This window comes from Mycobacterium sp., from assembly GCF_032162105.1.
Lineage (GTDB): Bacteria > Actinomycetota > Actinomycetes > Mycobacteriales > Mycobacteriaceae > Mycobacterium.
The window spans coordinates 1-15,444 of sequence record NZ_JAVRPS010000665.1; the positions used below are offsets into that span (position 1 = coordinate 1).

The following is a 15,444-nucleotide window of genomic DNA, read 5'->3' on the forward strand; positions in this document are numbered from 1 at the left end:
TTCGTGCACAACCATCTGCGCACCGTGCACGCGATCGCCTCGTGCAACGCGGCGGAGATGGCCATGGGCATGCTGATGGAGGCGACCGTGCCGACCAGCCATCGCTGGATCCCCAAGGCGATGACCGTCCAATACCTGGCCAAGGCAACCACGTCGCTGCGGGCCACCGCCCTTCTGGATCCGCCGGACTTCGATGCGATCCGCGAGGGCACCGAGATCGTGGTGCCAGTGAGCGTCGTCAACCGCTCCGGCGCCGAGGTCGTGCACGCCGACATCACCACCTGGGTGACGCCCGCCTGATCGCGATCACCCCTTCAGGCTCGCCCAGAAGGGGCACTGATGTGTCCGGTCGAAGTCGGTGGTGACCCTGACGTCGCCGGGCTGCAGCGACAACCGGTTGTCGGAGGTGCCGAGTTCGGGCCAGTCCGGTTGGTCGGCGACGTGGGGGGCGCCGGTGGCGACGAACTCACTCCAGTAGTCGATCATCTGATCCGACAGCACCTGCTGCGCCGGATCCAGCGCGGGCGCGCCGCCGATGTCGAAGAGGTAGCGCAGTTCCAGCGAGTGGCTGGCACCGATGGGAAAGGGCAAGGTGCGCAAGGGCTCCGGCGTTGGAGCGTTGCGATCGTTGAACTCGTAGGCGTAGACGGGGGCCTCAGCGGCCAGAGCCTCGCCGATCCGATCGGCCACGCACGCGAACACGCCGTCCGTCACCGCGGCGGAGTACGCCAACGGTGCGCTTCCGCCGTACCGGTCGAGTGGATAGCGGGCCGCCACCGCACCGGCATCGGCGCCGAACGTGCCGGACAACTGGTGCGGGTACTGCGCGGGCGTCACCTCCTTGCCACGCAGGTACTCCAGCGCGACGAACAACGTGAACTCGTCGCGGTTGCTGCCGATCGCGACCGGCACCTTCGCGGCCCCGCCCCTGGCGAACGCCGTCACCGGATCCACCGGCAACGTGGCCGTCCCGGTGACAGGACCGCTCAGCGCATCGTCGCCGATCCGGAAGTACCACACCGGTTCTCGCAGTTTGTCGGCAGGCAACGCCCGCAGACAGTCGGCCGCTGACATCGGATCGCCGCAGCCTGCCTGACGCGCGTAGTCGAGGCTGGCGCGCTGCGCCTCGGGCAGCGCCACCTGCGCCTGGCACGGCCCGCTCTGGATGATCGCCGCGCGGAACAGCCCGGCCGATCCCGGAGCGACGAGGTGATCGCACACCGACATGGCACCCGCCGATTCACCGGCGATCGTCACCTTGTCCGGATCTCCGCCGAACCCGGCGATGTTGTCACGCACCCAGCGCAGCGCAGCCTGCTGGTCGGCCAGTCCGTAGTTGCCCACGTCGCCTGATGTGCCGAGGGCGGGATGCGCGAGGAAGCCCAGCGCACCGAGCCGGTAGTTGATCGTGACGACGACGATGTCGCCGCGGGTCGCCAACCAGCGCGCGTCATAGAGCCTGCCGCTGCCGTTGATGAACGAACCGCCGTGGATCCACACCATCACCGGCCGCCGCTCGTTCTGCGCGGCCGCGGGCGTCCAGACGTTCAGCGAAAGGCAGTCCTCGTCGGTCTGCCTCCCCAGCTCCAGATCGGTGCCGTCCTGCATGCAGCGCGGGCCCAGTCGGGTCGCATCGCGCACGCCCGGCCAACGCGGCGCGGGCGCCGGCGGCTGCCACCTCAGCGGGCCGACCGGGGGCGCCGCGTAGGGAATTCCGGCGAACAGGCGATGGTCGGGCGCTACGACGCCGCGCACGCTTCCCGATGCGGTCTGCACGACGGCCGGGTCACCCGGAGGCGGCGGAACCGGAGCGGCTCCGTCGCCTCGGCCGCAGCCGACCAACAGCAGCAGCACCACCGCGACCAGCCTGATCACGCTCGGGCCGATCCGCCGGGCGGTTGCGGGCTGCATCGCAACGAGCCTACTGATGACGGATCGGGCATTCGGCGCCCGACGGTGCGCAACCCCATTTACACTCCAACTTGACACCCGTCAATTCTGAAACCTGCACGATGAGGAGCCGTCATGAGCACGCCCACCGTGGACGATGCCGCCAAAGTCCTGGCCGATCCGAGGGCCTACGCCGACGACGACCGGCTGCATTCTGCACTCACCCATCTGCGGGCGAACAATCCCGTTGCGTGGGTTGACAATCGGCCGTACCGCCCGTTCTGGGCCATCACCAAGCATGCCGATATCATGGCAATCGAGCGCGACAACGAGCTCTTCATCAGCGAGCCCCGCCCCCTGCTGGCCACCGCCGCGGTCGACGACATGTCCAAGGAGCAGCTCGAGGCAGGGATGGGTTTGCGCACGCTCATCCACATGGACGATCCGCATCACCGCAAGGTTCGGACGATCGGGGCCGACTGGTTCCGACCCAAGGCCATGCGCGACCTGAAGGTCCGCGTCGACGAGTTGGCGAAGCGCTACGTCGACAAGATGGCCGACATCGGGCCCGAATGCGACTTCGTCACCGACATCGCCGTCGACTTCCCTCTCTACGTGATCATGTCGCTGCTCGGCCTGCCCGAATCCGACTTCGGCCGCATGCACATGCTGACGCAGGAGATGTTCGGCGGCGACGACGACGAGTACAAGCGCGGCGCCACGCTCGAGGAACAATTCGCCGTGCTGCTCGACTTCTTCGCGTACTTCACTGCGCTCACCGCATCTCGCCGCGAGCAGCCGACCGACGACCTGGCTTCGGCCATCGCGAACGGCCGGGTCGACGGCGAGCCATTGTCGGACGTGGACACCGCGTCGTACTACGTGATCGTCGCCAGCGCCGGCCATGACACCACCAAGGACGCCATCTCCGGCGGAATGCGCGCACTGATCGACAACCCCGGCGAACTCGACCGGTTGCGCAACGATCCGAGTTTGATGGGCACCGCGGTCGAGGAGATGATCCGGTGGTCCACGCCGGTCAAGGAGTTCATGCGCACCGCCACCGCGGACACCACGGTGCGCGGCGTCGACATCGCCAAGGGCGAATCGGTGTATCTGGCCTACGTATCGGGCAACCGCGACGAGGAGGTCTTCGACGAGCCGTTCCGTTTCGACGTGGGCCGCGACCCGAACAAGCACGTGGCGTTCGGCTACGGCGTGCACTTCTGTCTTGGCGCCGCACTGGCCCGGATGGAGATGAACAGTCTCTTCACCGAGCTGATCCCGCGGCTGGACTCGATCGAACTGGCCGGCGAGCCCGAACTTTCCGCCACCACGTTCGTGGGCGGACTCAAGCACCTTCCGATTCGCTACTCGCTGCGCTGACGCCACCGGAGCCGGCGTCCTTCGCAAAGCACTTGAGGAAGCCGTCGACGGCGGCCACCGCCGCCGCCTGATAGTCGAACTCGGCGAGCGTGCTGATCCTGCCGAACGCCAGCGGTCCGATCAGCAGCGCGAGAGCCAGTGGGCGGTCGACGGGTTCGAGTTCCTCGGCGGCCTGCGGGCCGTCGAAGATCACGTCGAACGGCGCGGAGTATTGCTGAGCGATGCGTTCGCGCAGCGAGCGCATTTCGAGGCTGCCCGCGTCGCCGTGCTGCGCGTTCGGCAGATGCCCGATGTCCGGCCCCAGCGACAGCCACGCCATCGCGGTCAGCGTGGTGGGCGCTTCGGCGATCGATTCGGCCCACGCCACCACGATCGCGGTAAGCCGCTCCCGCAGCGAACCGTGTTCCGGCGGCATCGGCGGTGGCGGTATGAGGCTCACGAAGGAAGCGGCCAAAAGGTCGTTGGCACTTGAGAAGTGCCGGTACAGGGTGGCCCGGGCGACGTTGGCGCTACGGGTGACCGCATCGATGGTCACCGCGCCAGGGCCACCGGAACGCAGCAGTGCCGTCGCCGCATCGAGCAGCCGGGCCCGCGACCGGGCCGGCCGCGGGTCGCTACGCCCGCCCGTCATGGCTTACCTCATCTCCGGACTGCCAACCCGAAACGAGACTATCGGTCCCGCACCGAGACTGTTAGTCTCAAAAAAATCCACCGAAGGAGCGCGGCGACCATGGTCGACACCCTCGTCCAGCCCGACCAGGATATCGACCCCCGCCGCGCCCTCCTGTCCAAGCGCGCCCGTGTCTGGTTGCTCGTGGTGGCCTGCCTCGGCGTCTCGCTGGTCGTCTCGTCCATGGTGGCGCTGAATGCCGCGCTGCCGGACCTCGCACGCGAAACCTCGGCGACCCAATCTCAGCTGACTTGGGTGGTCGACGGCTACACCTTGGCGCTCGCCTGTCTGCTTCTGCCCGCGGGCGCGATCGGCGACCGATACGGCAGGCGCGGAGCACTTCTCATCGGACTGGCCATCTTCACCGTCGCGTCGTTGGCCCCGATCTTCCTGGACTCCCCGGTGCAGTTGATCATCGCCAGGTCGGTCACGGGTGCGGGCGCGGCGTTCATCATGCCTGCGACGCTGTCGTTGTTGACCGCTGCCTACCCCAAGGCCGAGCGCACCAAGGCGGTCGGAATCTGGGCCGGCGTCGCGGGTTCGGGTGCCATCGCAGGCTTCCTGGTTACCGGAGTCCTGCTGCACTTCTGGGCGTGGCAGTCGATCTTCTGGGCATTCACCGGAGCCGGCGGCCTGATGTTCATCCTCGCTCTCACGGTGTCCTCGTCGCGTGACGAGGACGCCGTGCCACTGGACTGGGTGGGCGCAGCCCTGATCGCATCGGCAGTGGCGGTACTCGTGTTCGGAGCGGTGGAGGTACCGGTGCGGGGCTGGTCGCATCCCGCCGTGTGGGGATCGTTCGCGGCGGGTATGGCGTTGGCGGCGGCGTTCACGGCCGTCGAGTTGCGGCGGCGATTCCCACTGCTGGACGTCCGGTTGTTCGCCCGCCCCGACTTCGCAACCGGAGCGGTCGGCGTGACGGTCCTGTTCTTCGCGAACTTCGGGTACTTCTTCGTCTCCATGCAGTACGTCCAGTTGGTCATGGGTTACAGCCCCCTGCAGACCGCGCTGGCGCTCGCGCCGCTGGTCGTGCCGGTCATGGTCCTCAGCGCCGCCTCGCCCTGGTATCTCCCCCGACTGGGACTGGGGGTGACGGTATCGGTCGGGCTGGCCATCATCGCGGCGGGCCTGATCAGCATGCGGGTGCTCGACGTCGGTTCGTCGTTCCTTGACCTCGCGTGGCCCCTGCTCATCCTGAGTACCGGCATCGGACTATGCACGGCGCCAACGACTTCCGCCATCATGGGCGCCGTGCCCGATGAGAAGCAGGGCGTCGCATCGGCGGTCAACGACACCACGCGCGAGGTCGGTGCGGCGCTGGGTATCGCGGTGGCCGGGTCGATGCTTGCAGCCGGGTACACGAACACTCTCACTCCGATGCTCGTGGAGTTTCCCGAGCAGGTGCGTGAACCCGCATCCAGCTCGCTCGCCGAGGCGCTGGCAGTCTCCGCGCAGATGGGCCCGCAGGGCGCGCGGCTTGCCGAGCTCGCGCAGACCGCGTTTCTGCAGGCGATGGACGCCTCCCTGTTGGTGCTGGCAATCGTGATCGGTATCGCCGCGGTCTTGGTCGCGATCTGGTCGCCGGGTCGCGACGGCCGGCAGTGGCGCTTCGTGCGGCACCTCGCGTCCGTCCGTCGCACCCGCGCCGTAGGTCGGCACCGCGCCTGAACGGCGCTTACGCTTGCTGCGTGCGTCTGCTGCTGATCAACCCGAACACCACGGCGTCGATGACCGCTGCGATCGAGACCACTGCGGCAGCCGTCGCGGGCTCCGACACCGTCGCGGAGGCCGTCAACCCCGCTACCGGACCGACCAGCATCGAGAGCGAGGACGACGAACGCCGTTGCATACCAGGGCTTCTCGACCAGGTTCGACTGGCCGCCGCCCGGCCCAGCCGCACGCGCCCGGACGCCTACGTGGTGGCCTGCTTCGGGGACCCTGGACTCGATGAGGTTCGCCGCCTGGTGGACCTGCCGGTGCTGGGCATCGCCCAGGCCGCCATGCACGCCGCAGCGCTGGCCGCAGGCAGCTTCTCCGTGGTGACGTCGATGCCTGCCACCGTGCCACGCGGCTGGGAGTTGGCCAAGTCCTACACGCCGAGCCAGTGCCTCGGCGTGTACGCCTGCGACATCCCGGTCTTGTCGATCGACTCCGACCCCAGCACCGTCGGACCCATCGGCGACCGTTGCGAGGCGGCGCTCGTTGCCGACGGCAGCGGGGCCATCGTGTTGGGCTGCGCCGCCATGGCGAAGTTCGCCGGTCCCCTGACCCGGCGCCTTGGCGTACCGGTGATCGACGGCGTCGTCGCCGCGACGTTGCTCGCCGAGGCATTGGTCAGGCTCAACCGGGTCAGCTGATCACGAACTCGGCCGCCCGGTGCCCGATCATGACGATGGTTGCGTGCGGACCACGGCTGGTGATCGACGGCATGATCGACCCGTCGACCACGAAGAGACCGTCGACACCGCGCACCCGGCACCGCGCGTCGAGCGCCGATGCGTCCTCGTCCGCACCCATCGGCACCGTTCCGCACAGGTGTTGCGACGTCGACCAGAACGACTCTCGCACTTCGTAACCCGTTCCTGCCAACTCGTGCGCCAGGTTCGCACCCGCCTCCAGTGCGGCGACGTCGGCGGGCTCGCTGTCGTAGCGGTGCTCGATCACCGGCGGCACCGCGTCGTCCGCCGCGGCGAGCGTGACCCGGCCCCGCGACCGCGGCCGCATCAGGGTGACCCCGAGATGCGGTCGATCGCCCGGGTCGGCGCCCCGACTGCCGGTCATGGCCCCGAACCCCGTCGTGTAGGACTTGATCTCCAACCCGTCGGACGTGGTGAGCATCGCCTCCAACGGCGGCCGGCCCGGCGTCGCCGGCCAATCCACCGCCAGCACCCATTCCGGGTGATCGGCGGTTCGCGTTCCCACCGGCAGGTCCACCAGCACGTCCACCCCGGCAGACGTCAACCCCGCCGCGGGTCCGATGCCGGACAGCATCAACAGGTGCGCGGACCCGATCGCACCCGCCGACAACACGATTCGGTCGGCAGGCAGGTAAGTGGGGCCGGACGGGCCGTGGCACTCGACGCCGGTGGCCCGACCGCCGGCGACCCGGATGCGCGTGACGCGTGTCTTCTCGACCACGGTGAGGTTCTGCCGATGCAGCGCAGGACCGAGGAACGCGCCGCCCGGCCCAACTCGGGTACCGCCGTCGATGTTCAGCGGGACCGGACCGACACCGGGCGGCAGCGGATCCTGCGGTGTCGAGCCGTTGAAGTCGTCGATCCAACCGTAACCGAGATCACGGGCAGCCCGAACGAAAGATGCTGCGCCCACCTCTAATTCAGAAACTCGCCGGATGATCATCGGGCCGGTCGTGCCGTGCACCGGGCCGTCGAAGTCGAGATCGGTCTCGATCGCCAGGAAGTGCGGCAACACGTCGTCCCACGCCCAGCCGGGCAGGTTCCACGAGTCGAAGTCGTCGGGCAGGCCGCGACAGAAGTAGCCGCCGTTCACCGCCCCTGAACCGCCGACCACCGCGCCGCGCATGATCACCGCAGAGCGTCTTGGCGAATCGGTCAGCGAGGTCGAGTAACGCCGCACCACCGAACTGGCGTCGCCGATCGGCAGCCGCAGTCCATCGCTGATCTGTTCCATCACCCTCGGGTCGGACGGCCCTGGGCCCCCTTCGACGACCGTCACCCGGCAGTCGGGATCACGTGAAAGCCGTTCAGCCAGAACACAGCCAGCGCTGCCGGCACCGACTATGAGCACATCGGGCAAGGTGGGCGTCAGGTTCGGATCTGCGGTTTGAGCGCGCCGAGGTTGCGCTCCCGGAAGACGCCCTCCCACAGTCCAAGGCCGTAGGCGATGTCGTCGAGCCGCTTGAGTAGGAGATACGCAGGCAGCCCGACGCGCTTGACCTCGTCATCGGCGGTGCCGTTGCGGGTGACCCAATCGACCACGCCGTCGAGGACCGCGGCCACCAGGACGAGGTGGCGACAGCGACGGAAGAACACCGCAGCGACGAGTGCGACGGGCCAGTAGTGCCGACAGATGGCGGAGGCCAGTTGCAGCGCCGCCGACCACAGCCCCTTCGCGGCCAGCGCCGCCACCTCCGTGGGTTCGGTGTCCACCGCGCTCAACGACTTGGCGATCCGACGGCCCGTCATCCCGGCGACGACCGTGGAGGCGACGTAGCCGAAGCCAGAGCCCATCGCCATCAGAATCCACGCCAGCAGCGTCCAGCCCGAGATCACCAACGGCGCGGTCTTGCCGGGGTGCCGAATGGCCAGCGGAGCAGCCGAGGTTCCATAGAATGTCTTGCGCACGAACCACTCTCGAAGCTGAGTGCGGTGATCGTGGCCGACCAGCGCGATTGGCTCGTAGCGCAGTCGGGCACCCGCCTCGATGAACCGCCAGCACAGATCGACGTCCTCACCCGACTTCAGCGTCTCGTCGAATCCGCCTACGTCGTTCAGTGCCTTGCGACGGCAGATGATGGCTGCGCTTGGCACGTAGGACACCGTCCCGTAGGGAACCACCGGCGCCTCCCGGTGCCCGAGGTCCAGCGAGGACCGCACCGCTTCGTAGCGGGCCACCAGGTTCTGGGGCTCGCGCAGGCCGACGATCCGCGGCGCCACCAGGGCGACGGCGGGGTCGCAGAAGTGTCCGAGCAGCGCCTCCAGCCAGCCCCGCCGCGGCACCACGTCGGAGTCCAGGAAGGCGACGAAGTCGGTTTCACACGCGGCCAGTCCCGTGTTGCGGGCGGCCGACGGACCCTTGCTCCTGTCATGCCGAAGCACCGTCATGTTGCAGCAGGCGCCGTCGAAGTCCTCCGCCCGGACGGGCATGGCCGAGCCGTCGTCCACCACCACGATGCGCATCCCGCGCAGCGCACGGACCAGCCGAGAGAGACCGAATGCGTTGTCGCGCACCGGAATGATGACCGTTACATCCCGATGGGACGGTCCGCTCGCGGGCCGCGGATGGGCGACGGTGGCATCGAGTAGCGTGCGCGCCAGCTGCGCACTCTGCGCATCGTGCACCTCGAGCCGACCACCGGTGAGCATGATCTGCGCCGCAGGCGCCAATCGGAGAAGCCGAGTGGGCGACCCGCCAAGAAGGGCCGAGCCCTCCCCGAGCACCTTGACCCGTCTGTCCACTTGCACGGCGAACCCGTCCGGCAGTCGCGGTCCGTTCAACTCAGCATCCCCCCACGGTTCGGACTCCAAGCCTCGATCCGTCGGACGCACGTGTCGACCATCTCCGCGAAGAGACGGCCCCCCTCTGCGGCCGACGCGGTGGTCGGATCCCCCAACACGCCGACGGGACTGACGGCAGCGATGCCGCCGCGACGCATCGGGCCGATCAGCTCGGCCAGCGGCGCGCCGTTGCCTGGCGCGCATTCATCGGTCCATACGTCTTCTGGCGAAATATGTAGCAATACAGACGTTTCAGTATGGCCGGCATGTGCGTCGCCGTCGGCCACGGCGCACGGACACCAGGCGGCGTCACGGCCCTCCTCGCGCAGGAGTGCGGTAGCCTCAGCAACCGCTTGCACGTTCCCGCCGTGACCGTTGACGAACACCAGCCTTGACGCCCACTGGCAGGCCGACCGGCCGTACTCGATCAGCAGAAGCCGCAGGGCAGCGGTGCCGATCGACACCGTGCCCGGGAACCCCCCGTGTTCACCACTGGCGCCGTAGGCCACCGCAGGCGCGAGGATCCAGTCCCCGGCGAGGTGTCCGGCGACGGTTCTAGCAACGGCCGTCGCGATTCGCGTGTCGGTGTCCAACGGCAGGTGTGGCCCATGTTGCTCAGTAGAACCTAGCGGGATAATCAACGCCGACGACAAGCTGCGCAGCTGCCTCGTCGTCGAGTTCCCGAGTTCGCTGGGAAAGGCCACCCGCCGATGGTAGGCCGAATTAACCTGGTGTGCGCCAATTGTTGGCGTATGCACTGCGGGAGATTTTGGATTCGGTCAATCGGAGCCCGCCGGACTATCACGTCAGCCACGTCTGCCACGTCTGTACCACGTCGTTTCGCACGCCGTGCCGCCCGCAGGTCAGGCGTCCGGGCCGCCGGGCACGCCGAGCGCCCGGGCGAAGTCCCGCGGCACCAGTACGTCGTCGGTCGACAGATCATGGATCGACGCCTTGCCCAAACCCATCAGTCCCGAGTCGATGCCGCCGCGCAGGACGTCGAGGACGTTCTCCACACCCGCCTGTCCCTCCGCCGCCAGACCCCAGAGGTAGGCCCGCCCGATCATGACCGCACGGGCGCCAAGTGCCAGTGCCTTTATGACATCGCTGCCGCGCCGGATGCCGCCGTCCAGCAACACCTCGACCTCGCCGCCCACCGCGTCGACGATGGGCCCGAGGGCGCGGATCGACGCGGGCGTGCCGTCCAGGTTGTTGCCACCGTGGTTGGACACCGAAATCGCCGAAACACCACTGTCCACAGCGCGTTTGGCGTCATCGATCCGCATCACACCCTTGAGCATGAACGGTCCACCCCACAACTCACGCAGCCACGCGATGTCCTCCCACGTCGGCGGCGGGGTGCCCATCCACTCGCCGTAGGCCTGGAAGAAGGGCGGGCCTGCCTCGCCGAGCGACCCCTGGTTGGGCACCCGAAGGTTCGGCGGGCGCATGGTCTTGGCCCATTGCAGCATCCACCGTGGCCTGGTCAACCCTTCGGGCATCATCCGGACGGTGGTCCGCACGTCCATCTTCTCGGGGATCTTCGGACTCCCCCAGTCACGGCCGTGCGAGAAGCTCCAGTCGGTGGTGACGATCAACCCGACCGCGCCGGCGGCGCGGGCCCGCTCGACCCTTGCCGCGATCGCGTCGCGGCCGCCCAGCCAGTACACCTGGAAGAACAGCTTGGGGTTGGCCGCGATGACGTCCTCGATGGGCTTGCTCGCGAACGAGGACAGGCCCATCGCGGTGCCCCGCGCGGCGGCGGCCCGGGCAACGGCCACTTCGCCGTCCGGGTGGACCGCCTGCACGCCGGTCGGTGAGATCACCACCGGAAGCGAGATCTCCTGTCCCATAACGGTCGTGGACAGATCACGCTTCTCGAGCGCACCGATCACGTGCGGGGCGAAACCGAGCTCGCCGAACGCATCGACGTTGTCGGCGACGGTGAGGCCCCTCTCGCTGGCGGCGATGAGCGCACTGTAGACGGACTTGGGCAACCGTTTCTTCGCACGCTGTTGGGCGATGGCAACGGTCTCGAACCAGGTGTCGCGGGCCATGTCAGACGGGACTTTCGTTACAGAACTTCTTGGGCGGAACGGTGAGGAGCTTGAGCGAGACCGGGCCCTTGCGCACACCACTTCGGGAGTGGTCGCCGCTGGGCCGTGGCTTGTCCCGCTCGCCTGCAAGGGCGGGCTCGCCGTAGCCCTGCACGCATTCGGGGTCGGGTCCGTCGAGCGGCAGGCCGGTGAAGAACTTCGCGGCCATGCAGCCGCCGCGGCAGCTGTCGTAGTGGTTGCAGCTGGCGCACGCACCCGCCGACTGCGGCTCGCGCAGCTCGTGGAACAGCGGAGCGTACTTCCACACGTTGGCGAATCCTGTTCCAAATTCATTGCCAGTCAGGATGTTTCCGGCCAGGAACTTGTCGTGGATGGCGAACGGGCAGGCGTACACGTCCCCCACGGGGTCGATCAGGCACACCACGCGGCCTGCACCGCACAGGTTCAGGCCGGCCAGCGCGCCGGGCTCACCCAGGCCGGACAGGTGGAAGAACGAGTCGCCGGTGAGCACCCGGTCACCATGTGACACCAGCCAGTCGTAGAGCTGGACCTGCTGGGCCGGCGTCGGGTGCAGTTCGTCCCAGACGTCGGCGCCGCGACCGGACGGCCGCAGCCGGGTGATGCGCAGGGTGGCGCCGTATTCGTCTGCCAACGCCTTGAACTCGTCGAGTTGGTCGATGTTGTGGCGGGTGGCCACGACGGAGATCTTCGAGTCCTTGAACCCCGCTGCGGCGAGGTTCTCCAGTGCACGGACCGCCATCGCGAACGAGCCGGGGCCACGCACCGCGTCGTTGACCTCGGCCGTGGCGCCGTCGAGGGAGATCTGGACGTCGACGTAGTCGCTGGCGGCCAGCTTGGCCGCGACGTCCGGCGTGATCCGCACCCCGTTGGTGGAGAACTTCACGCCGACGTGATGCGCGGTGGCGTAGTCGACGAGCTCCCAGAAGTCCTGTCGCACAGTCGGTTCGCCGCCGCCGATGTTCACGTAGAACACCTGCATGCGCTCGAGCTCGTCGATGATGTCCATGCACTGCTGAGTGCTCAGCTCGCGCGGATCGCGCTTGCCCGAGGAGGACAGGCAGTGCACGCACGCCAGGTTGCAGGCGTACGTGAGCTCCCAGGTCAGGCAGATCGGCGCATCGAGGCCGCGTTCGAACTGGTCGACCAGCCGGGGTACGGACCGCTCGATCGTGGTCATCGCGTCTCCTTGCAAACCAGCATGTTGGACTTGACCAGCACGCCGAGGGCGTGCAGATAGGGCGCCTGCTGGGCGTCGTCGATGCCTGCCGCCCGCAGGGCCGACTTGGCGTCGGGTTGCTCGTCGAGCAAGTTCACCACCTCGACGATGGTCCGGTTCTTCAGGAACGAAAGCTTGCGGGTACCAAAGTGATACAACAGTGCCCCGAACGACTCCGGCCGCACCGCCACCTGGTGGTGCAACCGCCAGCCGAGGTCGGGGTCGAACTCCGCTTGGGGCGGCGCGAAGCCCAAGTTGGGCGCCGTCACGTCAGTAGACCCCACACATGCCGTCGATCGACACCTCTTCGACCAGCGTCTCGGTGACGAGTTCGGCCTGGGTCTCCGCCTGCTGATTCGGGTCCATGGGGTACACCTTTCGTATCGTGGGTCTCGACAATTGTGACCCAGGTCGCAAGAATATGGCATCGAGTGCCGAAATGGAAGGGTGGGTCCGATGCGCGATGATCAGGGCCGCCGGAGCCCTGGCCCCCGCCTGGGGCGGCGCCGCTCGACCACGCAGGACCACATCACCGACGTCGCCCTCGACCTCTTCGCCAGCCGGGGCTTCGACGAGGTGAGCGTCGACGACGTGGCGCACGCCGCAGGGATCGCCCGTCGCACCCTGTTCCGTTACTACTCGTCGAAGAACGCCATCCCGTGGGGCGACTTCGATGCCTACCTCGACCACATGCGCGACCTGCTCGACGAGGTGCCCCGCGACGTCGCCGTCAGCGACGCGCTGCGCTCGGCGCTATTGGCGTTCAACAGCTTCGACGAGGCCGAGACGGCCATCCATCGCAAGCGCATGCGCATCATTCTCGAGACGGCGGCGTTACAGGCGTACTCGATGACGATGTACGCCGGCTGGCGCGGCGTCGTGGCGGCGTTCGTCGCCCGCCGAATCGGCGCCAAGGCCGAGGACCTGGTGCCCCAGACCGTCGCCTGGACGATGCTCGGCATCGCGCTGTCGGCCTACGGGCACTGGCTGGCCGACGAGTCGCAGCCACTGCCGCAGGCGCTTGGCGACGCATTCGACACCGTCAGCCACGGCCTCGCCGGACTCGGTCGCGAAAAGATTTGAATTAGGGCGTCGGAGTTCGGCCCCCAACGGCGACGATAAGGATGTGAGCGCCGAACCGGATCCCCAGAGCGCCCCGTGGGCGCTGCTGGCGCTCTACGACGAGGCTCTGCCGGACGTGTACGGATACTTCGCCCGACGGTGCGCGGACTGCGCCACGGCCGAGGACCTGACCTCGGACACATTTCTGGCGGCGATGGACGCCGCCCGCAGATGGGGCGAGCGAAGCGACGGGGGAGTTCAGGAATCTCCGCCCCCGATGACGGTGCCCTGGCTGATCGGGGTGGCGCGGCACAAGCTGGCCGATCACTACCGGCGGCGCCACGACCGGTTCAGCGTGCCGGTGGCCGAGTTGCCCGAGCCGGTCGAACCGGCGGATCACTGGGACGCCGAACTGGACCGCATCGTCGCCGAGACCGTGCTGGCCAGATTGGGAGAACAACACCGCACCGTGCTGTCGCTGCGCTACCTGGACGACTGTTCGGTGCCCGAGTGCGCCGAGTTGATCGGCCGGACCGTGCACGCCACCGAAGCCCTGCTGGTGCGGGCCCGGCGCGCCTTCAAGAAGGAATACCCGACACCGGAAGGGAGGACGTCATGACTAACCATGGGGCGAGCGGAGCGACGGGGGATATCCCAGCCAACGACCACGATCCGCTGACCGTGCTGCACGGCGACGACCTTCCGGTCCAACCCGATCCGGAGTTCGCGGCACGGCTGCGCGCTCGACTGGAATCCGCATTGTCCCTGCCGAACCGAACCGAAGGAGTCGTCATGAGTGGCACCGATACCGCCATCGCCGAACTGACCGAGACGAGCGCACCGGCCGTCGCGCCCACCCCGCCCCGCTCTGCTGCCGTGCCCTACCTGGCGGTTGCCGGCGCCAGGGAGGCCATCGCCTGGTACGTCGACGCGCTTGGCGCTGCGGTCGTCGGCGAGCCGATCGTCATGGATGACGGCCGCACCGGCCATGCCGAGCTGGCGATCGGCGGCGGCGTGTTCTACCTGGCCGACGAATATCCCGAGCTCGGCCTGAAAGCGCCTACCCCGCAATCGTCTTCGGTCAGCCTGATGCTGCACGTGCCCGACACCGACGCAACGCTGCAGCGGGCCAGGGACCGCGGCGCCGAGGTAAAGGCGGAGCCCTACGAGAACTACGGTTCGCGCAACGCCACGATCGTCGATCCGTTCGGGCATCGCTGGATGCTCAGCGGACCGGTCACCGGCGCCGCGACGCCGATTCAGCACGGCGATGTCGGCTACGTGTCGGTGTGGACGCCGGACGCCGATCGGGCGGCGACGTTCTACGGCCACGTCCTCGGGTGGACCTACGACCCCGCGACCCACCAGGTGACCAACACCAAACAGCACATCGGGCTCTTCAGCGTTCCCGGTCCACGAACGCTGTTCTGCTGCTACGCGGTCGCCGACCTTCAGGGCGCCCGGCAGTCGATCCTGGCCGGCGGCGGCACGGTCGACGAGGTCCAGGAGTTCGACTTCGGCACGGTGCTGGGTGCGACGGACGCGCAGGGTACGAACTTCGCGGTGTTCCAGCCGGTTGCGGGTGAGGCCCGGCCGGACCTCAACGGCGCTGGGCCGGGCGAACTTTCGTACATCACGCACGAGGTGACCGACTCGACCGCGTTCAAGGCGTTCTACAGCAGGGTGTTGTTCTGGACGTTCGAGCCGGGTCGCATCAACGACGGTTGGCAAGTGGAATCGGCGCACCCGATGTCGGGCGTCGCGGGCGGCAGCGCGCAGCCGGTGACGGTGCCGATGTGGACCGTCGCCGACGTCGACGCCGCAGTGGCACGCGTCCGGGAGGCGGGCGGCACGGTGCTCGAGGAGCCCTCGCAGCAGTCCTATGGCACGTCCGCGCAGTGCACCGACGACCAGGGCACCCGGTTCTACCTCGGCCAGTTCTAA

16 protein-coding genes are annotated in these 15,444 nt (G+C 68.1%); 7 read left to right on the forward strand and 9 right to left on the reverse strand.

Annotated features, from left to right (window positions below; all coding sequences use genetic code 11):
* Positions 1–300, forward strand: a 300-nt coding sequence (locus QOC69_RS33225) for a PaaI family thioesterase (RefSeq protein WP_526446740.1), incomplete at its 5' end; no start/stop codon positions are given.
* Between the two features lie 6 nt (positions 301–306).
* On the opposite strand, the gene QOC69_RS33230 is transcribed toward QOC69_RS33225, so the two are convergent.
* Positions 307–1,911 (reverse strand): carboxylesterase/lipase family protein, encoded by a 1,605-nt coding sequence (locus QOC69_RS33230; RefSeq protein WP_526446741.1) that lies wholly within the window; start codon positions 1,909–1,911, stop codon positions 307–309.
* Positions 1,912–2,025: 114 nt separating this feature from the next.
* Here QOC69_RS33230 and QOC69_RS33235 point away from each other — a divergent pair, with 114 nt between their 5' ends.
* On the forward strand, positions 2,026–3,276 hold the full coding sequence (locus QOC69_RS33235; protein WP_526446742.1) for a cytochrome P450: 1,251 nt from the start codon (positions 2,026–2,028) through the stop codon (positions 3,274–3,276).
* On the opposite strand, the gene QOC69_RS33240 is transcribed toward QOC69_RS33235, so the two are convergent.
* Positions 3,242–3,907, reverse strand: a complete 666-nt coding sequence (locus QOC69_RS33240; protein WP_526446743.1) for a TetR/AcrR family transcriptional regulator — start codon at positions 3,905–3,907, stop codon at positions 3,242–3,244. The two genes, QOC69_RS33235 and QOC69_RS33240, sit on opposite strands and share 35 nt — an antisense overlap.
* 99 nt (positions 3,908–4,006) lie before the next feature.
* Here QOC69_RS33240 and QOC69_RS33245 point away from each other — a divergent pair, with 99 nt between their 5' ends.
* Positions 4,007–5,614, forward strand: coding sequence for an MFS transporter (locus QOC69_RS33245; protein WP_526446744.1), 1,608 nt, complete (start codon positions 4,007–4,009; stop codon positions 5,612–5,614).
* Positions 5,615–5,634: 20 nt separating this feature from the next.
* Complete coding sequence (locus QOC69_RS33250; protein ID WP_526446745.1) at positions 5,635–6,303, forward strand: aspartate/glutamate racemase family protein; 669 nt, start codon at positions 5,635–5,637, stop codon at positions 6,301–6,303.
* Here QOC69_RS33250 and mftG read toward each other — a convergent pair.
* The 7 genes from mftG to mftA all read right to left on the reverse strand — a co-directional run bounded on the left by mftG (position 6,296) and on the right by mftA (position 12,804).
* Positions 6,296–7,723, reverse strand: a complete 1,428-nt coding sequence (gene mftG, locus QOC69_RS33255) for a mycofactocin dehydrogenase MftG (RefSeq protein ID WP_526446746.1) — start codon at positions 7,721–7,723, stop codon at positions 6,296–6,298. The genes QOC69_RS33250 and mftG overlap by 8 nt on opposite strands.
* A gap of 8 nt (positions 7,724–7,731) precedes the next feature.
* Positions 7,732–9,144 (reverse strand): mycofactocin biosynthesis glycosyltransferase MftF, encoded by a 1,413-nt coding sequence (mftF, locus tag QOC69_RS33260; protein WP_526446747.1) that lies wholly within the window; start codon positions 9,142–9,144, stop codon positions 7,732–7,734.
* Entirely contained in the window at positions 9,141–9,887 is a 747-nt protein-coding gene (gene mftE, locus QOC69_RS33265; protein ID WP_526446754.1) for a mycofactocin biosynthesis peptidyl-dipeptidase MftE, read from the reverse strand. The genes mftF and mftE overlap by 4 nt, the downstream gene beginning before the upstream one ends.
* Positions 9,888–10,007: 120 nt before the next feature.
* Positions 10,008–11,201, reverse strand: a complete 1,194-nt coding sequence (gene mftD, locus QOC69_RS33270; RefSeq protein ID WP_526446748.1) for a pre-mycofactocin synthase MftD — start codon at positions 11,199–11,201, stop codon at positions 10,008–10,010.
* A 1-nt stretch (position 11,202) separates the two neighbouring features.
* Positions 11,203–12,390: a mycofactocin radical SAM maturase gene (gene mftC, locus QOC69_RS33275; RefSeq protein ID WP_526446755.1), complete on the reverse strand. Its 1,188-nt coding sequence runs from the start codon at positions 12,388–12,390 to the stop codon at positions 11,203–11,205.
* A gap of 5 nt (positions 12,391–12,395) precedes the next feature.
* Complete coding sequence (gene mftB, locus QOC69_RS33280) at positions 12,396–12,707, reverse strand: mycofactocin biosynthesis chaperone MftB (RefSeq protein WP_526446749.1); 312 nt, start codon at positions 12,705–12,707, stop codon at positions 12,396–12,398.
* Position 12,708: 1 nt separating this feature from the next.
* Positions 12,709–12,804, reverse strand: a complete 96-nt coding sequence (mftA, locus tag QOC69_RS33285) for a mycofactocin precursor MftA (protein ID WP_526446750.1) — start codon at positions 12,802–12,804, stop codon at positions 12,709–12,711.
* A gap of 90 nt (positions 12,805–12,894) precedes the next feature.
* Here mftA and mftR point away from each other — a divergent pair, with 90 nt between their 5' ends.
* The 3 genes from mftR to QOC69_RS33300 are packed head-to-tail and all read left to right on the forward strand — an operon-like array spanning position 12,895 to position 15,444.
* On the forward strand, positions 12,895–13,521 hold the full coding sequence (gene mftR / locus QOC69_RS33290) for a mycofactocin system transcriptional regulator MftR (RefSeq protein ID WP_526446751.1): 627 nt from the start codon (positions 12,895–12,897) through the stop codon (positions 13,519–13,521).
* Between the two features lie 43 nt (positions 13,522–13,564).
* A complete protein-coding gene (locus tag QOC69_RS33295; RefSeq protein ID WP_526446752.1) occupies positions 13,565–14,119 on the forward strand; it encodes an RNA polymerase sigma factor in 555 nt (184 codons plus the stop codon).
* Positions 14,116–15,444: a VOC family protein gene (locus QOC69_RS33300; protein WP_526446753.1), complete on the forward strand. Its 1,329-nt coding sequence runs from the start codon at positions 14,116–14,118 to the stop codon at positions 15,442–15,444. The genes QOC69_RS33295 and QOC69_RS33300 overlap by 4 nt, the downstream gene beginning before the upstream one ends.